Annotated in this window: 10 protein-coding genes; 6 read left to right on the forward strand and 4 right to left on the reverse strand. The window is 60.4% G+C overall.

The genetic code is table 11. The annotated features are described in order from the left end of the window. Positions 1-74: 74 nt before the first annotated feature. Entirely contained in the window at positions 75-2,276 is a 2,202-nt protein-coding gene (locus KF767_16625) for a VRR-NUC domain-containing protein (GenBank protein MBX3019514.1), read from the forward strand. Here the strand turns inward: KF767_16625 and KF767_16630 are convergent. After that, the gene (locus KF767_16630; GenBank protein ID MBX3019515.1) at positions 2,231-3,163 is read right to left on the reverse strand and encodes a hypothetical protein; all 933 of its coding nucleotides are present in this window, start codon (positions 3,161-3,163) and stop codon (positions 2,231-2,233) included. The genes KF767_16625 and KF767_16630 overlap by 46 nt on opposite strands. A 128-nt stretch (positions 3,164-3,291) precedes the next feature. Here KF767_16630 and KF767_16635 point away from each other — a divergent pair, with 128 nt between their 5' ends. Then, positions 3,292-5,610: a hypothetical protein gene (locus KF767_16635; protein ID MBX3019516.1), complete on the forward strand. Its 2,319-nt coding sequence runs from the start codon at positions 3,292-3,294 to the stop codon at positions 5,608-5,610. After that, entirely contained in the window at positions 5,607-6,851 is a 1,245-nt protein-coding gene (locus tag KF767_16640) for a hypothetical protein (protein ID MBX3019517.1), read from the forward strand. The genes KF767_16635 and KF767_16640 overlap by 4 nt, the downstream gene beginning before the upstream one ends. 1 nt (position 6,852) lies before the next feature. Here KF767_16640 and KF767_16645 read toward each other — a convergent pair whose 3' ends face one another. Both KF767_16645 and KF767_16650 read right to left on the reverse strand, forming a co-directional pair. After that, positions 6,853-12,972: a PAS domain-containing protein gene (locus tag KF767_16645; GenBank protein ID MBX3019518.1), complete on the reverse strand. Its 6,120-nt coding sequence runs from the start codon at positions 12,970-12,972 to the stop codon at positions 6,853-6,855. An 81-nt stretch (positions 12,973-13,053) separates the two neighbouring features. After that, positions 13,054-13,953 carry a LysR family transcriptional regulator gene (locus KF767_16650; protein ID MBX3019519.1) on the reverse strand — a complete coding sequence of 300 codons (900 nt, stop codon included), beginning with the start codon at positions 13,951-13,953 and terminating at the stop codon, positions 13,054-13,056. A 206-nt stretch (positions 13,954-14,159) separates the two neighbouring features. Between KF767_16650 and ygiD the strand changes: the two genes are divergently transcribed. After that, complete coding sequence (ygiD, locus tag KF767_16655) at positions 14,160-14,951, forward strand: 4,5-DOPA dioxygenase extradiol (GenBank protein MBX3019520.1); 792 nt, start codon at positions 14,160-14,162, stop codon at positions 14,949-14,951. Positions 14,952-14,957: 6 nt separating this feature from the next. On the opposite strand, the gene KF767_16660 is transcribed toward ygiD, so the two are convergent. Next, positions 14,958-15,854, reverse strand: coding sequence for a LysR family transcriptional regulator (locus KF767_16660; GenBank protein ID MBX3019521.1), 897 nt, complete (start codon positions 15,852-15,854; stop codon positions 14,958-14,960). Positions 15,855-15,990: 136 nt separating this feature from the next. Between KF767_16660 and KF767_16665 the strand changes: the two genes are divergently transcribed. Together KF767_16665 and KF767_16670 are read left to right on the forward strand one after the other, a co-directional pair. After that, positions 15,991-16,833, forward strand: coding sequence for an NAD(P)H-binding protein (locus KF767_16665; protein ID MBX3019522.1), 843 nt, complete (start codon positions 15,991-15,993; stop codon positions 16,831-16,833). A 103-nt stretch (positions 16,834-16,936) separates the two neighbouring features. Continuing rightward, on the forward strand, positions 16,937-17,176 hold the full coding sequence (locus KF767_16670) for a hypothetical protein (protein ID MBX3019523.1): 240 nt from the start codon (positions 16,937-16,939) through the stop codon (positions 17,174-17,176). The last annotated feature ends 195 nt before the right edge of the window (positions 17,177-17,371 follow it).

Raw genomic sequence — 17,371 nt, forward strand, 5'->3', positions numbered from 1 at the left:
CGTGGGGGTTTTCGGTGGAAAGCGCGGACCTGGACCTTGATTTACACAGAATTTGCAGGCAGCATCGGCGGACCATGTTGCCGGTCCTTCCCCCCAAGTATTACCTCGATCACTTCCGCGACCTGCTCGGGTTTCTGCGGAGGAACGCGTGGGAGCTTTGCGAAGAGCGCGAGCGCGGCTTCATCGAGGATTTCGAAGAGCTTTCCGAGGACGCGCAGTGTTTGGTCGTGCGCATGCTGAACCGCAAAGGTCGACTCTTCCGCGCGGATGATCTGCGGTACGCGGAGATCACGGACGCGGCGCGGGCCTGGCCCGAGCTTGAGCGCACGGGTTTCGTTCAGGGCTACCGTGAGGGCGCGGTCCCGAACGCCGAGCTCGCCGCGTTTCTTGGCAAAAGTGAACTGCAGTCGTGGCTGCGTGCGGCCGGGGTGGAATTCAAAAAATCGGCGGGAAAAGCCGAACTCGTCGCGCGGGCGTCCGCCCTCGGGGCGCCCGCGGTGAACGGACCGGCGACCGACGTTCTGGTGCAGGGCCGGGGCGCCGAGATCGAGTACCTGCTGTTTCTTTATTTCGGAAAAATTCAAAGATCACTATCGCTCTATACGCTACGCGATTTGGGGATTCGCCGCGTGCGCGAGGCGCGCGCCGAGTACCGTCCGCGTTTTCAAGATCGCGAGGACGCCCGCGCGCACTATTTCTTCGCCGCGAAGGTCGATCTTTGGAATCGCGGCGAGGCTGACCCCGCGTTTCAGGTTCAGACGCTGGCGGAATGGCCGGTGCCGCGAAGCGAAGCCGCGAGGGAACTGCGCGAGTCGCTGCTCGTCGCGCTGGGACAGTATGCCGAAGCGGAGGGCCGCGCGGACGACGCCCTCCGATTTTTTGAGCTCTGTGCGGCTCATCCCGGCAACGAGCGTCGCGTGCGCCTGCTTCACAAGATGGGACGCGTGGACGAGGCCCGTCAGGAGCTCGACCGGATGATCGCGCGGCCCGGCTGTGACGAGGAACTGCTTTTCGCCGAGGATTTCCTCGCCCGCAAATACGAGGGGAAACGTCGCGGCTTTTTGAGCGAGGCCCTGCACTCCGCGCGCGAGCTTCAGGTTTCGGAGTCCTATCTGGGAAAACCCGAACTCGGCGTCCGCGACCATCTGAAGCGCGAAGGCATCGAAAGCGTGCACACCGAAAACGATCTGTGGAACGCGCTCTTCGCACTGAGCTTTTGGGACGAGCTGCTGAACGCGGACGACGCCGCGATCCACAACCCCTTCGAGCGGGCCCCGCAGGATCTGGGCGGCGCGGAGTTTTACGCGCGCTTTCGCGAGCGAATCGAAACGCGGCTGAGCGATTGGGATCAGCCGCGGCTCGCGCTCGCGCGGCTTTTGGAAACCTTGAAACGTCACGAAGGTGAAACGCAGGACCTTTTGCGCTGGCATCCGGGATTGGCGCCGCTGATCACCGACTTTGTGACCTCCGCCGCGGTGAGCGGCCGCGGCGCGGGGATCGCGAACGTGCTACGGGCGATGGCGCGCAGTCACGCGGATCGCCGGTCGGGTTTTCCGGACCTGGTGGTCTTCGGGGCCGAAGGCCCGCGCTTCATCGAGGTAAAGTCCGAAGGCGACGCGATCAAAGCGCGACAGCTCAGTCAGATGCGCCTGCTGCGTGAATCGGGTTTTGACGTCGAGATTTTGCGCGTGAATTGGGCGCCCGATCCGGCACAGGCCTACGTCGTGGTCGACGTCGAGACGACCGGCGCGGGCGGGACTCAGCACCGCGTGACCGAGATCGGCGCCGTGAAGATCGTCGACGGCCGGGTCGTCGACGAATTCCAGACGCGGCTCAACCCGGGGCGTTCGATCCCTTCTTTCATCACGAAGCTGACGGGCATTTCAAACGCCATGGTCGCGGATGCGCCGCGCTTTGCAGAGGTCGCGGACCGCTTCGAGGCGTTCACGGACGGGGCGATCTTCGCCGCGCACAACGCGAGATTCGATTACGGTTTCATCCAGTCCGAGTTCGCGCGTCTGGACCGCGCTTACGTCCGGCCGACCTTCTGCACTTGCCAGAACGCGCGCAAGTTCTTCCCGAAGCTTGAGAGCCACGGCCTCAAGAACCTGTGCCAGCATTTCGGGATCGATCTGGAAAGCCACCACCGCGCTCTCTGCGACGCGAAAGCGGCGGCCGAGGTGCTGCTCCGGATTCAAGCGGCGCGTTGGGGCGCGGGCGAAGCGAGCCCTCAGAACATCAAGGTCACGGAACCCGAAACTTCCCGCAGCAGGTAGTAGTTGTACATCAAGCCCACCATGAAGTTCCCGGTGACGCGAAAATTCCCGCCGTAGAACTGTTCGACTTTCTTTTCCTGGAAAAACAGATCGCCCGTTTGGAAGTTGAAGTGCGCGCGTCGGGAGTATTCGCGACGTTCGGAAATACTGATCGACCAACGGTCGAAAAGAAGACTGCCGGTGATGAGGTCGACGTGATCGACCGCGGTGTTTTGCATTCTCAGGGTCGAGTAATCGATGACGAGCATGTTCAGGTAAATGCCTACACTGTAGTTTTCGACGATGGATTGGACCTTGTAGGGATCAAGACCGATCGGAGTCAGCAGGGTCTCGTCCCGGTAGGCCGAATAACCGAACGTGAAGGGCCCCAAAATTCCATTCACGCCCGCGCCGCCGGTCGTGGCGTAGGTCGTCTGATTGTATTTTCCGAGGACGCCCAGATTTAGCGAGAAGCGTCGGAGCGCCGACTTTTTATGTTCGAAAAGATTGAACGCGGTCGCGAGCGTCACCTTCCGACCGCGGTATTTGTCGCGCTCGAGTTTACGCAGATGCAACTCCTCGGTGGCCTCGTAGGCCGGGGCGCCGAAGAAGGTGTCTTCACTGTTGGAGGGGGTGATGGCGGCCCCCACGCGACCGAGTCCACGGACGAGGCCCACGTCGTAGAGATTTTTGTAACCGATAGCTTCGATGCCGAGTCCGCGCTCGGTCGGGACGGCGGAAGGGTTGATGCTGATCCGGCTGTTGGAGCTGGGGTTCGCCGAAGCGCTGCGCGAGGTGCGCGCGCGACCGCACTTGAATTCACCCAAGTTGCAGATCCCGTCGAACATCGCCCGCGCGGGTTCGAAAACGCCAAAGCAGAAAAAAATGAATAGGGCGAGCGCGCGCATTTTCCCATTCTAACTTGAGTCTCTCGCGGAAGGCGCCCACGTCTGAAAGAGGCCCCGACCGAGGTCGGGACTTCGTTCGCGGGGTGTTGGGCATGGACAGGACCTGGGTTCGGCGCGAGCATGGAAGGATGAAAAATCTGAAGGGTTTTTTGATGGTCTTCAGTCTGGCGGGAACGCCCGCCGCAGCGGCGACCTTGGATTTCGATTGGCGTCGTGATCACGCGGGGCTGATCGTGCAGGTCATGGATGCGCGCGACTTGGACGCGCTGGAAAGTTCGGGGATGAGCTTCGGCGAGGCGATCGGCGGTAGCCAGCGACTCAAAAGCACGCAGGAACTTTACGCGAAGAATCCGTTCTTCAAACAGATCGCGACGCAAATCTCGCAGCCGCTGACGCATGATCCGAAAACCGATCAGCTGCCGTCCGTCATCCCGCCTGGCATGGGTGACATTCCCGAGATGGTGCGTTTCATCCGGAATTTCGACGACAAAGGTTCGCGCGGCGACAAGGATACGAAGGGTGGATTTTTTATCCAATCCCTTTCGAATAACTCGCAGTATCCGTACCGCATCGAAAACGACGGCGATGAACCGCGCCATTTCGACGCCCGCTGGCTGAACTCCGCGCACGCGCAAATGAAGTTGATCGCCGTCGTGAACCGCATGGACCGCGTGGATTTCGATCCCGCCACGTGCGGGGAAGTGCGCTTCGTTTACCGGCTGTCTTACGCCGCGGGAAATGCGGGCTCGAGTTTACCCTTCTTCGCGAACGTGGTGATGCGCTACCCGAAAATCGAAAGCTGCCGCGGCTTCGCGCAAAGGTGGTCGGTGTCGCCGAAGGCCATCGCGAACTTTCGCCGGGCGAAAGGCGCGAAAGGCGCAGTGATGTTCGCGGACTGGCTGCACGAAAACGCGTTCAAAGGATTGGTTTTCAAACAGGTGGAGCTCAACTTCCAAAGCTTGAGATTCACCTCGGGTTATATGCACGACTTCGGTGGTCAGGCGATGTACATGCAGCGGATCTTCCGGCTGCAGGGCGGAAGCCTGGTGCCGGTGAAGCTCGAAAACACGCCCGACGTTTTGAAAATTGAAAAATCCCCCGAGCTCCTTAAGAAGTTCGTCACCTATCTGAAACAGGGGCAAAACCTGAGTCTTTTGGATGAGGGGCGTTTGAACATCGACTTTGACCCGGAATTTCTGACGGATTTCTCGGTCAGTTGGTCGACTTTGGGACGAGTACGGAGCGCGAACAAACCTTACCAACGGCTGTTCGAAGGCAAAAAAGAGCTACTGAACGGCATCGACTTCGCGAAGCTGAAACACTTGAAAAGCGCAGACGCCCTGATCGAGCGACTGGACAACCTGACCTGCATGGGATGTCACCAAAGTGGCGGGACGGCGGGGTTTCATCTGCTGGGACAAGCGCATCCGGATTTTTCGCACGGTTTCAACCGCCAAGAGCTGGGCCTTTCGCCCCACGCCTTCGCCGAGAAGTTCCGTCGCGAAGCTTACGTCGAGAAAATCGCCGCGGGTCAAGAGCCCTCGCGTCTGCGGCCTCATTCGAGTTTCAGCGAGGCGGACTGGTCCGGCGCGACGCCGGCCTACGCGAAGCTTAAGCGCGGATCGCTTTGCCTTTTGGACACGGGCGCGCACTTCACGGGGGCGCCAAGCTGCGAAGACGGCAGCGTCTGCCGGGCCACCGTGACCCGGACCGATGGGCCTCCGCTTTTTGGTGAGTGCACGCTCGCGGTCACGAACGACGCGCGCGAAAATCTGGCGGGCGCCGTCTGTTGGGAAGGCACGATCGAAGAACGCCGCGCGATTCCCGGCGATCGCGGCACGCCGCCCAGCTACAATCTGTTCGCCTTTCAGGATAAATGGAAAATGCGCGGTTCGGTTCGCGGCGCCAAAGCGGTGGCCTTGAAGACCCACACTTGCGTGCTGCCGCAAAGCGGAGCCCCGCTCGGTCGCCAAAGCCGCGCGTGCACGGCGGCGGAAGAGAACTTCACCGCGCTCAGCGAGGTTCGTCGCGACACCGCGCCGATGGAGATCTGCGCCAATCAAGGCGGCAATGGCTTCGACATTTGCGCCGCGACCGGCGATTCGGGCGCTTGCCTCGAGTCGCGGGTCGTTCGCGCCATGCTCGACACCTGCTACGCGGGACGTTTCTGTCGCGAGGATTACATCTGCCAGAAATTTCCGGACTACCATCGCATCAAGGCCGCGGATTACGGCAAAAAGAAAAACGGCAAGCCCGTCAATCAAAGTTCCCCGGACAAGATCGCGGGCGGCGCCATTGAGCACGTCCGTGACCAGGGCATCGGTTTTTGCGTCCCGACTTATTTCCTGTTCAATATGCGCGTCGACGGACACCCCAGTCCCGTGACGGGAAAGCCTCCGGGCGAACCCGTCGTCGATCGCAAACAACCCGTGCGGGGGTACCGGTGAAAAAGATCTTCATGATTTTTCTGTTGATCGGCGCGACGGCCTGGGCTGACGACTACGGCGCCACTGCGGCCGACGACAGCCACAACCACGACGGCACCCATCCGGAGGGGATCGTGGACTGCGGCACGAACTATATGCTTCCCGGCGTGGTCGCCAGGCTCGGTTCGCACTCGTTCATCATTCTCGGGCAGGATGGACCGAACCACATCATCGCGGATCACCGCTCGGGGACGCCGCCGCACAACTACCACTTCATCTTGAAGGTGCGTCTGGATCCGGAAGAAATGGCGTTCTACCAAAAGCTGAAGGCGGAATCGAAACTGTTGCCGGCGTTCACCACGATCTATTTCGACGACGCGACGGGAAAGAAGCAACTCGACCGGACGTTCTTCTGTTTGGCGGATCTGCCGAAAATCTTCGGTCCCGAGAGGAAAAAGAACGACGTCTTCCAAAAGCTCTTCCCCATTCGCGCATCGCTGCAGAAAGATGCCGACCACGAGGGCGCTTTTCCCATCGAAAGCACGATCTATCCCGGCGCGCACTTCAGCCTCGAACGCGACGATGTCGAAATCCTGATTTACAAGTACCTGCCCTCGTACTTACCGCAGAAAGAATTCCGCCAAGCGATCCAAGACCAGCCGACGAAGATCATTCCGCTGCTCGACGACGCGCCGATTTCGCAGAACGACGACCGGCAAAAAGCCGAGCAGCGTCCCGCGTACATGGCGGGTGACGGACTGATCTCGACCGAGAAAGGCGAATGTCCCGCCGACTACTTTCTGAAGGGCGTGAAAAATCCGCGTACCGTTCACGGTTTTCTACTATTGAACGAAACGCCGGAGGGACGGGTCTTGGCCGTTCACTATTACGATCAAGCGCCGCACAATTACCAAGCGCTTCTACGCCTGAAGTTAAACGACGAGCAGCTCGCGCTGTTCCGCAAAGCGAAGGCGGGCGCGCAGGCGCCGCCGCTCTTTCTGACTCACGTCCCGCGGAAGGGTAAAACGAAAGCGCGGGGGACGTCGTTCTGTATGCGTGATCTACGCGAGCTGGTGGCGAAGCTCGAATTCGAAATGGTCGGCACCCTTTACCGAGATCCGGGGATCAACGAATACCGTCGCGGGACCGCGGTCGGCGAACTGACGTTGACGTCCGCGCAAATGGAGGTCGGCGTGAACCGCACACTCCAAAGTTTGCTGAATCCCAAAGCGGTTCACAAAGACGTCATGAAAAAGAAGTGAATCACTTCACGAATTCGTTCGGGCGCGTGCTGAGTTCGGCGATTCGGTGGATCAAGAGCGCGCGGTCGATGGGTTTTGACAGGTAGTCGGTGAAACCCGCATCTAGGCAGGCATCCTTTTCTTCCTTCAGTGCGTGCGCGGTGAGCGCCAGGATGGGGCCCAGGTAACCGCTCTCACGCGCGGTTTTCAGCGCCTGGTAGCCGTCCATGACCGGCATTTGGATGTCCATCAATACGACGTCGAAAGTTTCTTTCAGCATGGCGTCCACGGCTTCGCGGCCGTTTCCGGCGATGGCGACTTCGCCGCCGACGGCTTCGATAAAGAGCTGAATGATGGCCTGATTGTCGGGGGCATCGTCCACGACCAGAATGCGGCGTCCGCTCAAGGTCGTGGCATGGGATTTCGGCACGGGCGCGCGGCGGTCCGTCGAGACGCGGCCCACAGGCCCCAACGCGATCATGATCAAGAAGGACGAACCGCGTCCGAGTTCGGAGTCTTCCAGAATGAAATCGCCACCCATCAACTGCGCCAATCGGCGTGAGAGGACGAGGCCCAGACCCGTTCCGCCGTATTTACGCGTGACCGAGGCGTCGCCCTGCACGAAGCGATCGAAGATTCGTTTCTGATGCTCGGGCGAAAGGCCGATACCGGTATCGCGCACGCGGATCCAGAGCATGTCGCGGCCCTGTTGCTGGCGCGCTTCGAGTTCGATATCGATGCGACCGTGTTCGGTGAACTTGACCGCGTTCCCGACGACGTTCGTGAGAACCTGGCGGAAACGTGTCGGATCCGTGTTGATGACCGTCGGCAGCGCGTTCAGTGCCCGGTGGCGAATCGCGATGTCTTTGTCGCGTGCCTTGAGCGCGAGGCTGTCCACGACCTCGTTCACGACGGCGAGCAGATCGAAATCCGCGCGGTCGATCTCGAAACGTTCGGCTTCGATTTTTGAAAGATCAAGTAGATCGTCGATCAGGCGGCCGAGCTGCGAAGCGTTCTTCGAAATCCGGTCCAGCTGTTGTGCGGCCTCGGAGTCGGATTCTTTCGTGCGTCCTTGCAACAGATCCGCGTAGCCTAGAATCGCGGCGAGTGGCGTGCGGATTTCGTGGCTCATATTGGCGAGGAAGCGCGTCTTCGATTCGTTCGCCATTTCCGCGGTGGCGCGCGCCTCTTCGGCCTCGTCTTTCGCGGTCTGTAGGTCGAGCATCGATTGACGACGCTCCATCACGAGCGCGGCCGTGCGGGTCGCGAGCTCCAGAAGTTTGTGTTCCCAGGGCGAAGGGTTGCGCACGTCGTGGTAGTAAAGGGCGAAGGTGCCCAGAACTTTGCGTGTGCTCGACAGAATCGGCATCGACCAGCAGGCGCGCAGTTTGAAACGCGCGGCGATCTCGCGGCCGTGCGCCCACAAGGGATCTTTCTGAATGTCGGAGACGATCACGGTCTTGCCGAAATACGCGGCCGTTCCGCACGATCCCATTTGTGGGCCGATGGGGAGCCCGTGCACGAGCTCGCTGTACTCCGGCGGCAGCGAGGGGGCGGCCCCGTGCTGAAGGTGCTGGCCGTCGTCGGCCATGATCAGCGCCGAGGCCATGCAGCCGCGCCCGATCTGCTGCTCGAGGTTTTGCGTCAGGACGTGCAGGATCTCTTCGGTCGAAGCGCCGCGCAGGGTGAGCTCCAGCGCCTGCTTCTGCGACTCGACGGATTCGCGGTTCGTGATCTGGTCCGAAATCTCTTGGCCCAGAATCATGACGCCGTTGATTTTCCCTTCGGAGTCGCGGCGGGCCGCGTAGGTCAGGTTGAAGTACCGCAAGCGGTCGCCGAGGGTGACGGGGATCTCGCTCAGCTCGGCCGTGACGCCGGTTTCGTAGACATTGTCCAAGATACCGTGGATTTCGGTCGATTCGGGTTGCGCCGCGCGGATGGTCATTCCGGTGGCGTCGAAGCCGAGCGCTTTCGTGTGGGCTTCGTTGACGAATTCGAAGACGTGCTCCGGGCCGTTCAGGATCACGACCATCTCGGGGGTTTGCCGGAACAGATTGCGGAAGTTCTCGCGTTCGATTTCGATGGTTTGCTTCGCCAGTTCGAGGACTGATCGCGCCTGGACCTTTTCGGTGACGTCGACGCCGTGAACGAAAATCTGCGGGACGTCCCCGTCGACCGCGACCGCTTGGTAGGCGAAATCCAGGTAACGTAATTCTTGCGGGCGGAGGGAGCTCCGCTTCAGCATGACGGGGACTTCGGTTCCCGTATAGGGCTCGCCCGTCCGGCGCACGTGATCGAGGATGTCGATGAAGCCTTGGCCCTCGATTTCGGGCAGGGCCTCGCGCAGGGTTTTGCCGATGATGTCGCGTTCGCGTCCCACGAGTTGCAGGTAACGCTCATTCGCCTGAATGAAGTTGTAGTCGGGGCCGCTCAAGACGGCCATGAACGAGGGCGAAGTCTCCAGCATCATGTCTTGGCGCGCGCGCGCCTCTTCGACGGCGCGACGGGCGAGGACGCGGTCCGTGACATCGAAACCTTGACTGACGATCGCGAAGATTTTGCCGTCGTCGCCCGAGAGGGGCTGAAACGCGAAGTCCAGATACAGGCGGCGCTTACGCCCTTCGCCCAAATCGATGTCGAGCGGGCGTTCAAAGCCGTAGTAGGGCTCCCCCGTTTCGATCACGCGGTCTAAAAGTTGGACGAAGCCCTGTGGCTCGATGCCGCGGTAGACCTCTTTGACGGTCTTGCCGATGATCGAAGAGTCCATGCCGGTGACTTCGTAGTATTTTTTGTTCGCGTTCGCGTAGACGTGGTTGGGGCCCTTGATCAAGGACATGAACGCGGGACTTTCCTGGAAAATCAAATCCAGCATACGTTCGCTGCGCGAGATGGCTTCACGCGCGAGGCGAAGCTCGTTGATATCCATGCAGCCGCCGATAAAGCCTTCGAAGCGACCATCGGCGGTGAAGCGCGGCGTGCCGCGGCCATTCACCCACCGGTACTCGCCCGAGTGATGAAGCAGGCGGTACTCGATGATGAACTCTTGTTGGTCACGGAAGGCCTGCTCGTAGGTGTCCATGAAGCGGCGGAAGTCGTCGGGGTGGATGCTTTTCGACCAGCCCGATCCCTGCTCGACTTCCAAGCTGCGGCCCGTCCAGTTCAGCCAAGAGCGGTTGAACCAATGGCGCTGCATGTCCGTTCCCGAAAGCCAGATCAGGACGGGCGCGCGGTCGGCCATGACCTGGAAGCGAAGCTCACCTTCGCGCCGACGGTTTTCCGCGGCGACGCGATCGTCGATATCGAAGTTCGTTCCGTAGTACTTGTACACGTTGCCGGTCGCGTCCCGCACCGCCACCGCGCGCGCCAGGAACCAGCGGTAGGCCCCGGTGGAGCGATCCATAAAGCGGAACTCGATCTCGAGCGGTTTGCCGGCCTTCACGGCGGACGACCAGGCCCGCGCGGTCCGTTCGGCATCTTCGGGGTGGAGCAGTTCGATCCAGGAACCGTCGGGTTCGGAATCGGGCGGAAGTTGGGCGAATTCGTACCAGCGGCGATTGAAATAGTCGACGTAGCCGTCCGGATTCGCCGTCCAGACGATCATCGGCATCGTGTCCGCAAGCTCGCGGTAGCGTTCTTCCGCCGCCCGCACTTTGGTGATGTCCACGAAGGTCGCCACGATCCCCGAGGCTTCTCCTTCGGAGGTGCGGTACGGAAGCAAGCGTCGTTGCAGCCACCGTCCGTCGCGCATGGGAATATCGTCTTCGAAGTGGTCTTCGCCGTTCAGGATGTCGTGATAGGCCGGGAATGCGGGCATCGCCTGCGCGCGGTCCGTGATATCCGTGATCGGACGGCCGATATCGACTTTGGAGAGGTTGTAGACGCTCTCGACCTGGGGAGTGAAGCTGAGGATGTTGTACTTTTCGTCCAGGAAGAGCGTCGCGACGTCCGTCGAAGCGAGCAGGTTTTCCAAATCGCTGTTTGAACGCGAAAGCGCCTCATTCGCGATCTGGACGTCCTCTTTCGAGGCTTCCAGCTCTTCGTTCGCGCTTTGTAACTCTTCGTTCATCGAGAGCAGTTCTTCGTTGGACGATTTGAGCTCTTCGTTGGAGGCTTCCAGATCCTGAACCGAGCGGTCGAGATCTTCGCGCATCGTCCCCAGCTCACGCTCGAGCTGATCGATGATGAGCACGTCGGACTCGCTGATGGCGGGAGTCTTCGCGACCTGATCGCGCGACCGCAGCGGTCCCAGGTTCGTGAAAACCACCATGAAAAGCGGCGCTTCGTCGCCGAGCTGGGGCATCGGCTGAACCGTGATGCCGATCCGCTCGAACTGTTTGTCATGCTTCAGCGACGAATCGTAATGCGAGACCTTACGTTTTTGCTTGCTGGCCTGGGTGAAGGCGGTCCGCAAACCCACACGTAAAGACGGCTTCACGAGTTTCATGAGGTTGTTTTGAAACGTGCCTTCACTGGGCTCCATGTAGTGCGCGATGCCCGCCGAAACCGAGACGATCTGGCACTCGTCATTCACGACCGCATACTTCGGCGCGAACTCGTCGAGCAGAATGCGTTGGCTGATCTGGTGGATGTCGGCCTCGTGATTGCGCACGTTCTCGATCGGATGTTGGGTAAACGAAGATCCCACCGTCGTCGAAAACCCCGGCGGACGGATCGCGGTCGCTTTGCGCTGCGCGATCCGGTGTTTGGCGCTGGTCGGCCGGAAAAGCTCTTTGTGGTTGGTGAGCGTCTCGCTGTTCCCCAAGAAGAGCGATCCCCCCGGACGAAGCGCGTAGTGGAAGACCGGGATGAGTTTTTTCTGCAGATGCGGGCCCAGGTAGATCAACACGTTTCGGCACGAGATCAGATCGAGCTGCGAAAACGGCGGATCGTTGATCAGATTGTGCGAAGAGAACAGCACCATCTCGCGGATCTCTTTGTTGACGTGGTACTTGCCCGTTTTGCGCGTGAAGAAACGTTTCAACCGTGCGCGCGAGACGTGCTCGTCGATGGTGATGGGGTAAACTCCCTTGCGCGCTTGGTTCAGCGCGACCTCATCGATATCGGTCGCGATGATCTGGACCTCGCAAGGCGCCTTCAGCTTCGACAGCACCTCGCGTACGAGGATGGCGATCGTGTAAACCTCTTCGCCGGTCGAGCAGCCCGCGACCCAGATCCGGTACTTGCTGTCCGCGGGGCGACTTTTGAGCGCTTTGACGAGCACTTCTTCTTTCAAAGTTTCGAAGGCTTCCGGATCGCGGAAGAAATTCGTAACGTTGATCAAAAGCTCTTTGAAAAGGGCGTCGGCCTCTTTCGGGTCTTTCTGCAGGTGCTCGAGGTAAGACTCCACGTTGTCGAGTTGCAAGACCTGCAGGCGGCGTTGGATACGGCGGACGAGCGTCGTGGTTTTGTAGTGTTTGAAATCGTGGCGGGTTTTCTTCAGTAGAATTTCGCAGATCTCGATCAGCGCCGACGAGATTTTGGTTTGCACCGCCGCGCCGTCGCGCTCAAGGATCCGCTTCAACGACTGGACGTAGTCGCGGATCAGGCCCGGCATGTGCTCGGGCCGCGCGATGTGATCGATCGCGCCGGTGGCGATGGCGTTTTCCGGCATCGAGGGGTGTCCCGTCGACTCCGGATTTTGCGTCATCGTCATTCCACCCGCGTCGCTGATCGCCTTCAGGCCGAGTGCGCCGTCGGCGCCTTCGCCGGAAAGAAGGATACCCACGACACGTGCGCCGTGTTCAGCGGCCAGCGAGCGGAAGGTGAAGTCGATCATCGTGACCGCTTCATTACGTTCGGTCAGATTCTCGACCACGAAGCTGTTGTTCTTTACGCCGACGCGCGAGTGGGCAGGGGCATGGAAGATGTGTCCCGAGCGCAGCTTCGTTCCCGACTCAATGCGGATGACCGGAAGCGGGGACTGGCTTTTCAGAACCTCGAGGGCCAAGTCGTTGCCGTGCTCATCGAGATGTTGCGTGATGACGTAAGCGACGGGGGTTTCGGGATCAATATGACTTAGAAACTGTCGCAGTCCTTGTACCGCTCCGGCCGATGCGCCCAACGCGACGATCGCCACCGGGCCGGTGCTCGCGGCACGGGGCGGCGTTTTCGTTTTTTTGACCGCGCGCGTTTTCTTCGCCAAGTCGGGGACTCCCTGCAAAGAGGGGAGTCTGGCAGGACCTTTTTAGCTCGTCAATTGGCCCCTCGGAGGAAGCGCAATTTCCTACGCTCCGCGCGGCTTTTTCATCGCTTCCAAATTGTGGGCACGTTCGATGAAAAGGCGAACGAGGGGACGGGATTCGCGGTGTGCGGGCCACAGAAGCTGTACGGGGACGCGGGGGCCGCTCCATTGGGGAAAAAGCCGTTTGAGCCGGCGCGCGCGTAGCGCCTCTTGGACGACGAAGTCGGGCAAAACCGCGAGGCCTTGATGATCGAGTGCGGCCGCAAGAAGCAACTGGGGATTATTGGAACTTCGAAAGGCGTGGGGCTTGACTCGCCGACGTTCCCCTCCCGGGCCCTGGAAGGTCCACTCCACGGCCGCCGTTCCGGGGGCGAAGACGAGGGCCGGGTGTGACGCGAGCTCGGCGGGGTCTTTCATCAGGCCCCAGCGGCGCGCCATTTCCGGGCTCGCCACGGGGATCAGTTGGATGTCGCCCAATTTTTTTTGACGCAAACTCGTGTCTTTGAGCGCGCCGATGCGGATCGCCAGATCGACGCCTTCCTTGACGAGATCCACATAGTCGTTGGTCAGGCGGGCCTCGATACGCAGTGCGGGAAACTCGCGTCCCAAACGATTCAGAAAAGGCGTCAGCAGCACGAGGCCCAGATCTTCGGCGGCGGTGACGCGCAAAAGACCCGCCGTCGGCTCATGTTCGGTCGCCATTTGCGAGGCGCTTTCGAGATCGTACAGCGGAGTCCGGATTTTTTCGTAAAGGGCGCGCCCGGCTTCGGTGAGCGAAAGCTGGCGCGTGCTCCGTAACAGCAGCGCGGTTCCCAACGCTTTTTCCAGGCTCGCGATCTGGCGGCTGACGCGCGATTTCGGTTGCCGCAATTGCTGGGCGGCCCGGGTGAAAGAGCCCGCCTCGACGACGCGGGAAAAGACGGCCAGTTGGTTTAAATCCATTGTTCTAAAATTAGAACAGTGTTTTGCATTTATGTCCACTAGTGGAACGATGGCAGAGAGCGTACAATCAACTCATGACGAAGGACCCCCGCTTTTGGAACCGCCGCCAGCTTCTGACCGCCGCTTCACTGGGCGGGCTGGGACTGGCCGCGGCCTGGGCGGGACTTCGGGACGGGAGAACGACGATGAAAACCACCTCCGATCGCATGCCGATTCTTTTCTTCGGCCACGGAAGCCCCATGAACGCGATCACCGACAATGCCTTCACCCAACGGCTCGCGCAGATCGGTCGGGATCTGCCGCGACCGCGCGCCATCCTTTGCGTCTCGGCGCACTGGATGACCGAAGGGACGTTTGTCACCGGAATGGAGAAGCCGCCGACGATCCACGATTTCGGCGGCTTTCCGCGTGAGCTTTTCGAGGTGCAGTACCCCGCGCCGGGTTCGCCGGTGGTGGCGGAGCTGGTCGAGCGTGAGGTCGCGAAAACGTCCGCGCCGGCGCCCGTGGTCGGGATTGATGAAGACGAATGGGGGCTCGATCACGGAACGTGGTCGGTCTTGCGTCACGTTTTCCCCCAGGCCGAGATTCCGGTCTTGCAGTTGAGTCTCGATATGACGAAAGGGCCGGCCTACCACTTCGAGATGGGGGAACGCCTGCGCGCCCTGCGTGAGCAAGGGGTCTTGATCGTCGGCTCGGGTAATCTCGTGCACAACTTGCGGCGGATCGAATGGGATCCGGCGGCGAAACCCTACGCGTGGGCGCTGGAATTCGACGCGTGGACCAAGTCGATGTTAGAGGACGGCAATTTCGGCGCTTTGACGAAAGACTATCTCGCGACCGAGGCCGGACGTCTGGCCGTGCCGACGCCGGATCACTACTTCCCCGCGCTCTACATCCTGGGCGCGGCGGACGCGAAGGATCGACTCGCGTTCGAGTGGGAAGAGATGCAGAACGGATCGATTTCCATGCGGACCTTCAGCTTCGGCCTGCGCGGCTAAAGAGCGTCATCCGTCTTTTAAAAGCGCGCGCAATCTTTCCGTCAGCAGGTCCGCCGTGATTTTCAGGCGCGCGGAACTCGAGGTCGCGAGCGGCGAGATCAGGGCCACGGGCAATCCGGGCGCCGACCAATCGGGAAGCACCCGCTGCAAGCGCCCCGCGCGCAAATCCTCGGCGGCGAGATACGAAGGCACGAGCGCGACGCCGCCGCCCGCGACGGCCATTTTCAAAAGACTCGTCATCTGGTTGCTCGCGACGCGGGGATTGACCCGGACCGTGATCGTTTCACGTTCGTTGCGCAGTGACCACTGGTTGCGCAAACGGCTTTCGCTGAAGCTGAGCGTGCAATGGGCCGTCAGGTCCTTCGGCTTTTGGATCTTCGGAAAACGTTGCAGATAGGATTTCGCGGCCACGGGAATCAACCGCACCTCGCCCAGTTTGTGCGTTTTGAAGTTCGACGGCGCGACCCGCCCGATGCGAACGGCAAGGTCGAAGCCGTCGCGGACCAGATCCACGACCGTATCCGTGTAGTGCAAATCGAAGTTGAGTCCCTGGTTCTTGCGGCTGAGCTCGGCCACGACCGGGGCGACCGCGTAACCGCCGAGGTCTTCGGGCGCGGTGATGCGCACCAAACCCTGCATGACGCTGTCCGCGCCGCTTAAAGACTTGCGGGCGTCCTCGAGCGTCTGCACCGGGCCGACGCAGCTTTCGAAAAACGCGCGCCCGGCCGCCGTCAACGTCAGCGAGCGGGTCGTGCGGATCAAAAGTTTGGTGCCGGTTTCGTCTTCCAGACGGCGGATCGCCTTGCTGAGCGTCGACTTCGGAAGCTTCAAAACGGTGGCCGCGCGGGTGAAGCTGGACTGCTGCACCACCTTCACGAAAAGACGGGTCAATTCCAGATCCAAGGTCGACCTCCATTGTTTCTTTAGTGAAACATTATCTTTCGATTTTGCCGTCTAATCAACAATCGAAAAAGGGGCGATAGTCATTTCATCGGCGGTGAGATTTAAAACCGCCCCACCTTCAAAGAGGAGATTCGAAATGAAACAAGGCAAAGTTCTGGTCATCGGCGGCAGCGGTAAAGTGGGCTCGGGCATCGCGCAAATCCTGCGGGCGCAAAACTACGAGGTCGTCACCGCGACTTCGAGAAAAGCGGGCGCGGGGCAAGTCCATCTGAATCAGGTGACGGGGGAAGGTCTGCACGCGGCCTTCGAAGGCGTCGACCGCGCCTTTCTGCTGGCGCCTCCGGGAATCGTGGATCAGTACGCGCTGCTTTCGCCGCTGATTCAAGAGGCGAAACGCCGTGGGCTGAAAAAAGTCGTTCTGATGACATCGATGGGCGCGAACGCCTCGGACGCGACGCCTTTCCGGCGTGCGGAACTCGAACTTGAAAAGTCGGGACTCGCCTACAACATCATCCGCCCCAATTGGTTCATGGATAACTTCCACACGTTCTGGATTCAAGGGATCAAAGAAGCGGGCACGATCTTCCTGCCGGCGGGCACCGCGAAAACGAGCTTCATCGATGCCGGTGATATTTCGGCGGTCGCGGCGAAGCTCTTGACCACGGATCAATGGAACGATCGCGACTTCGATCTGACCGGCGGCGAGGCCCTTGATCATGATCAGGTGGCGCGCGCACTGTCGGAAGCCAGCGGGCGTGAGATCAAGTATCAAGACATCTCGCCCGAGGACTTCGTCCAAGGACTTAAAGGCGCCGGTCTGCCCGCGGACTACTCCGAGTTTTTGGGAATGATCATGGGTTACGTCAAGGCGGGATACAGTGCCGCGATCAATGACAACGTGCGGACGATCACGGGGCGGGCTCCGCGTACGCTCCAGGATTACGCGAAGGCGAATCGCGCGCAGTTCCTGAAAGGCTAACTTTCGTTCGGTCTTACGGGGGACGTCCCAAAAGGGGCGTCTTTCCCGCGGAGTTCTTCTTGCACCGCTGGGCTTCGTCAGGGTGAACCTGAAGGAGGAACTCATGAAAACCCGCGAAAAAGATCCGGTCTCGAGCCGTGCCGAGAAATCCCTTACCGAAGAAGCGAATCCGACCTCGCAACGTGCGCGTGAGCTTCGTGAGTACGTGGAGCGCGCGCCCACGGGCGGGACCTACCAAACCGAACAAGGACGCGATGAACGTGTCGTCGACCGTGGCGCGCAAGTGGACGAGTCGGCGCCGGCCGATACACGTTCCGAAGTCGCCGAAAAATACGAGCCTTAGAGCTCCGATTGGCGCCTCACTTCGAGGCGTCAAACTCTTGTTACAAAGTCAGAACTTCGACGTTTCACGATGATTCGCCGAACTTGTCGACTCTCTGTCAAAGTCTATACAGTCCGCCTCGACCCTATTGCGTCTGGGGGTGAGACAGGCACATCGATTGCTCTTTAGATCCCATGAAACCATCTGTACTCAAGG

The sequence above is a fragment of the Pseudobdellovibrionaceae bacterium genome (assembly GCA_019637875.1).
Lineage (GTDB): Bacteria > Bdellovibrionota > Bdellovibrionia > Bdellovibrionales > Bdellovibrionaceae > JAHBUW01.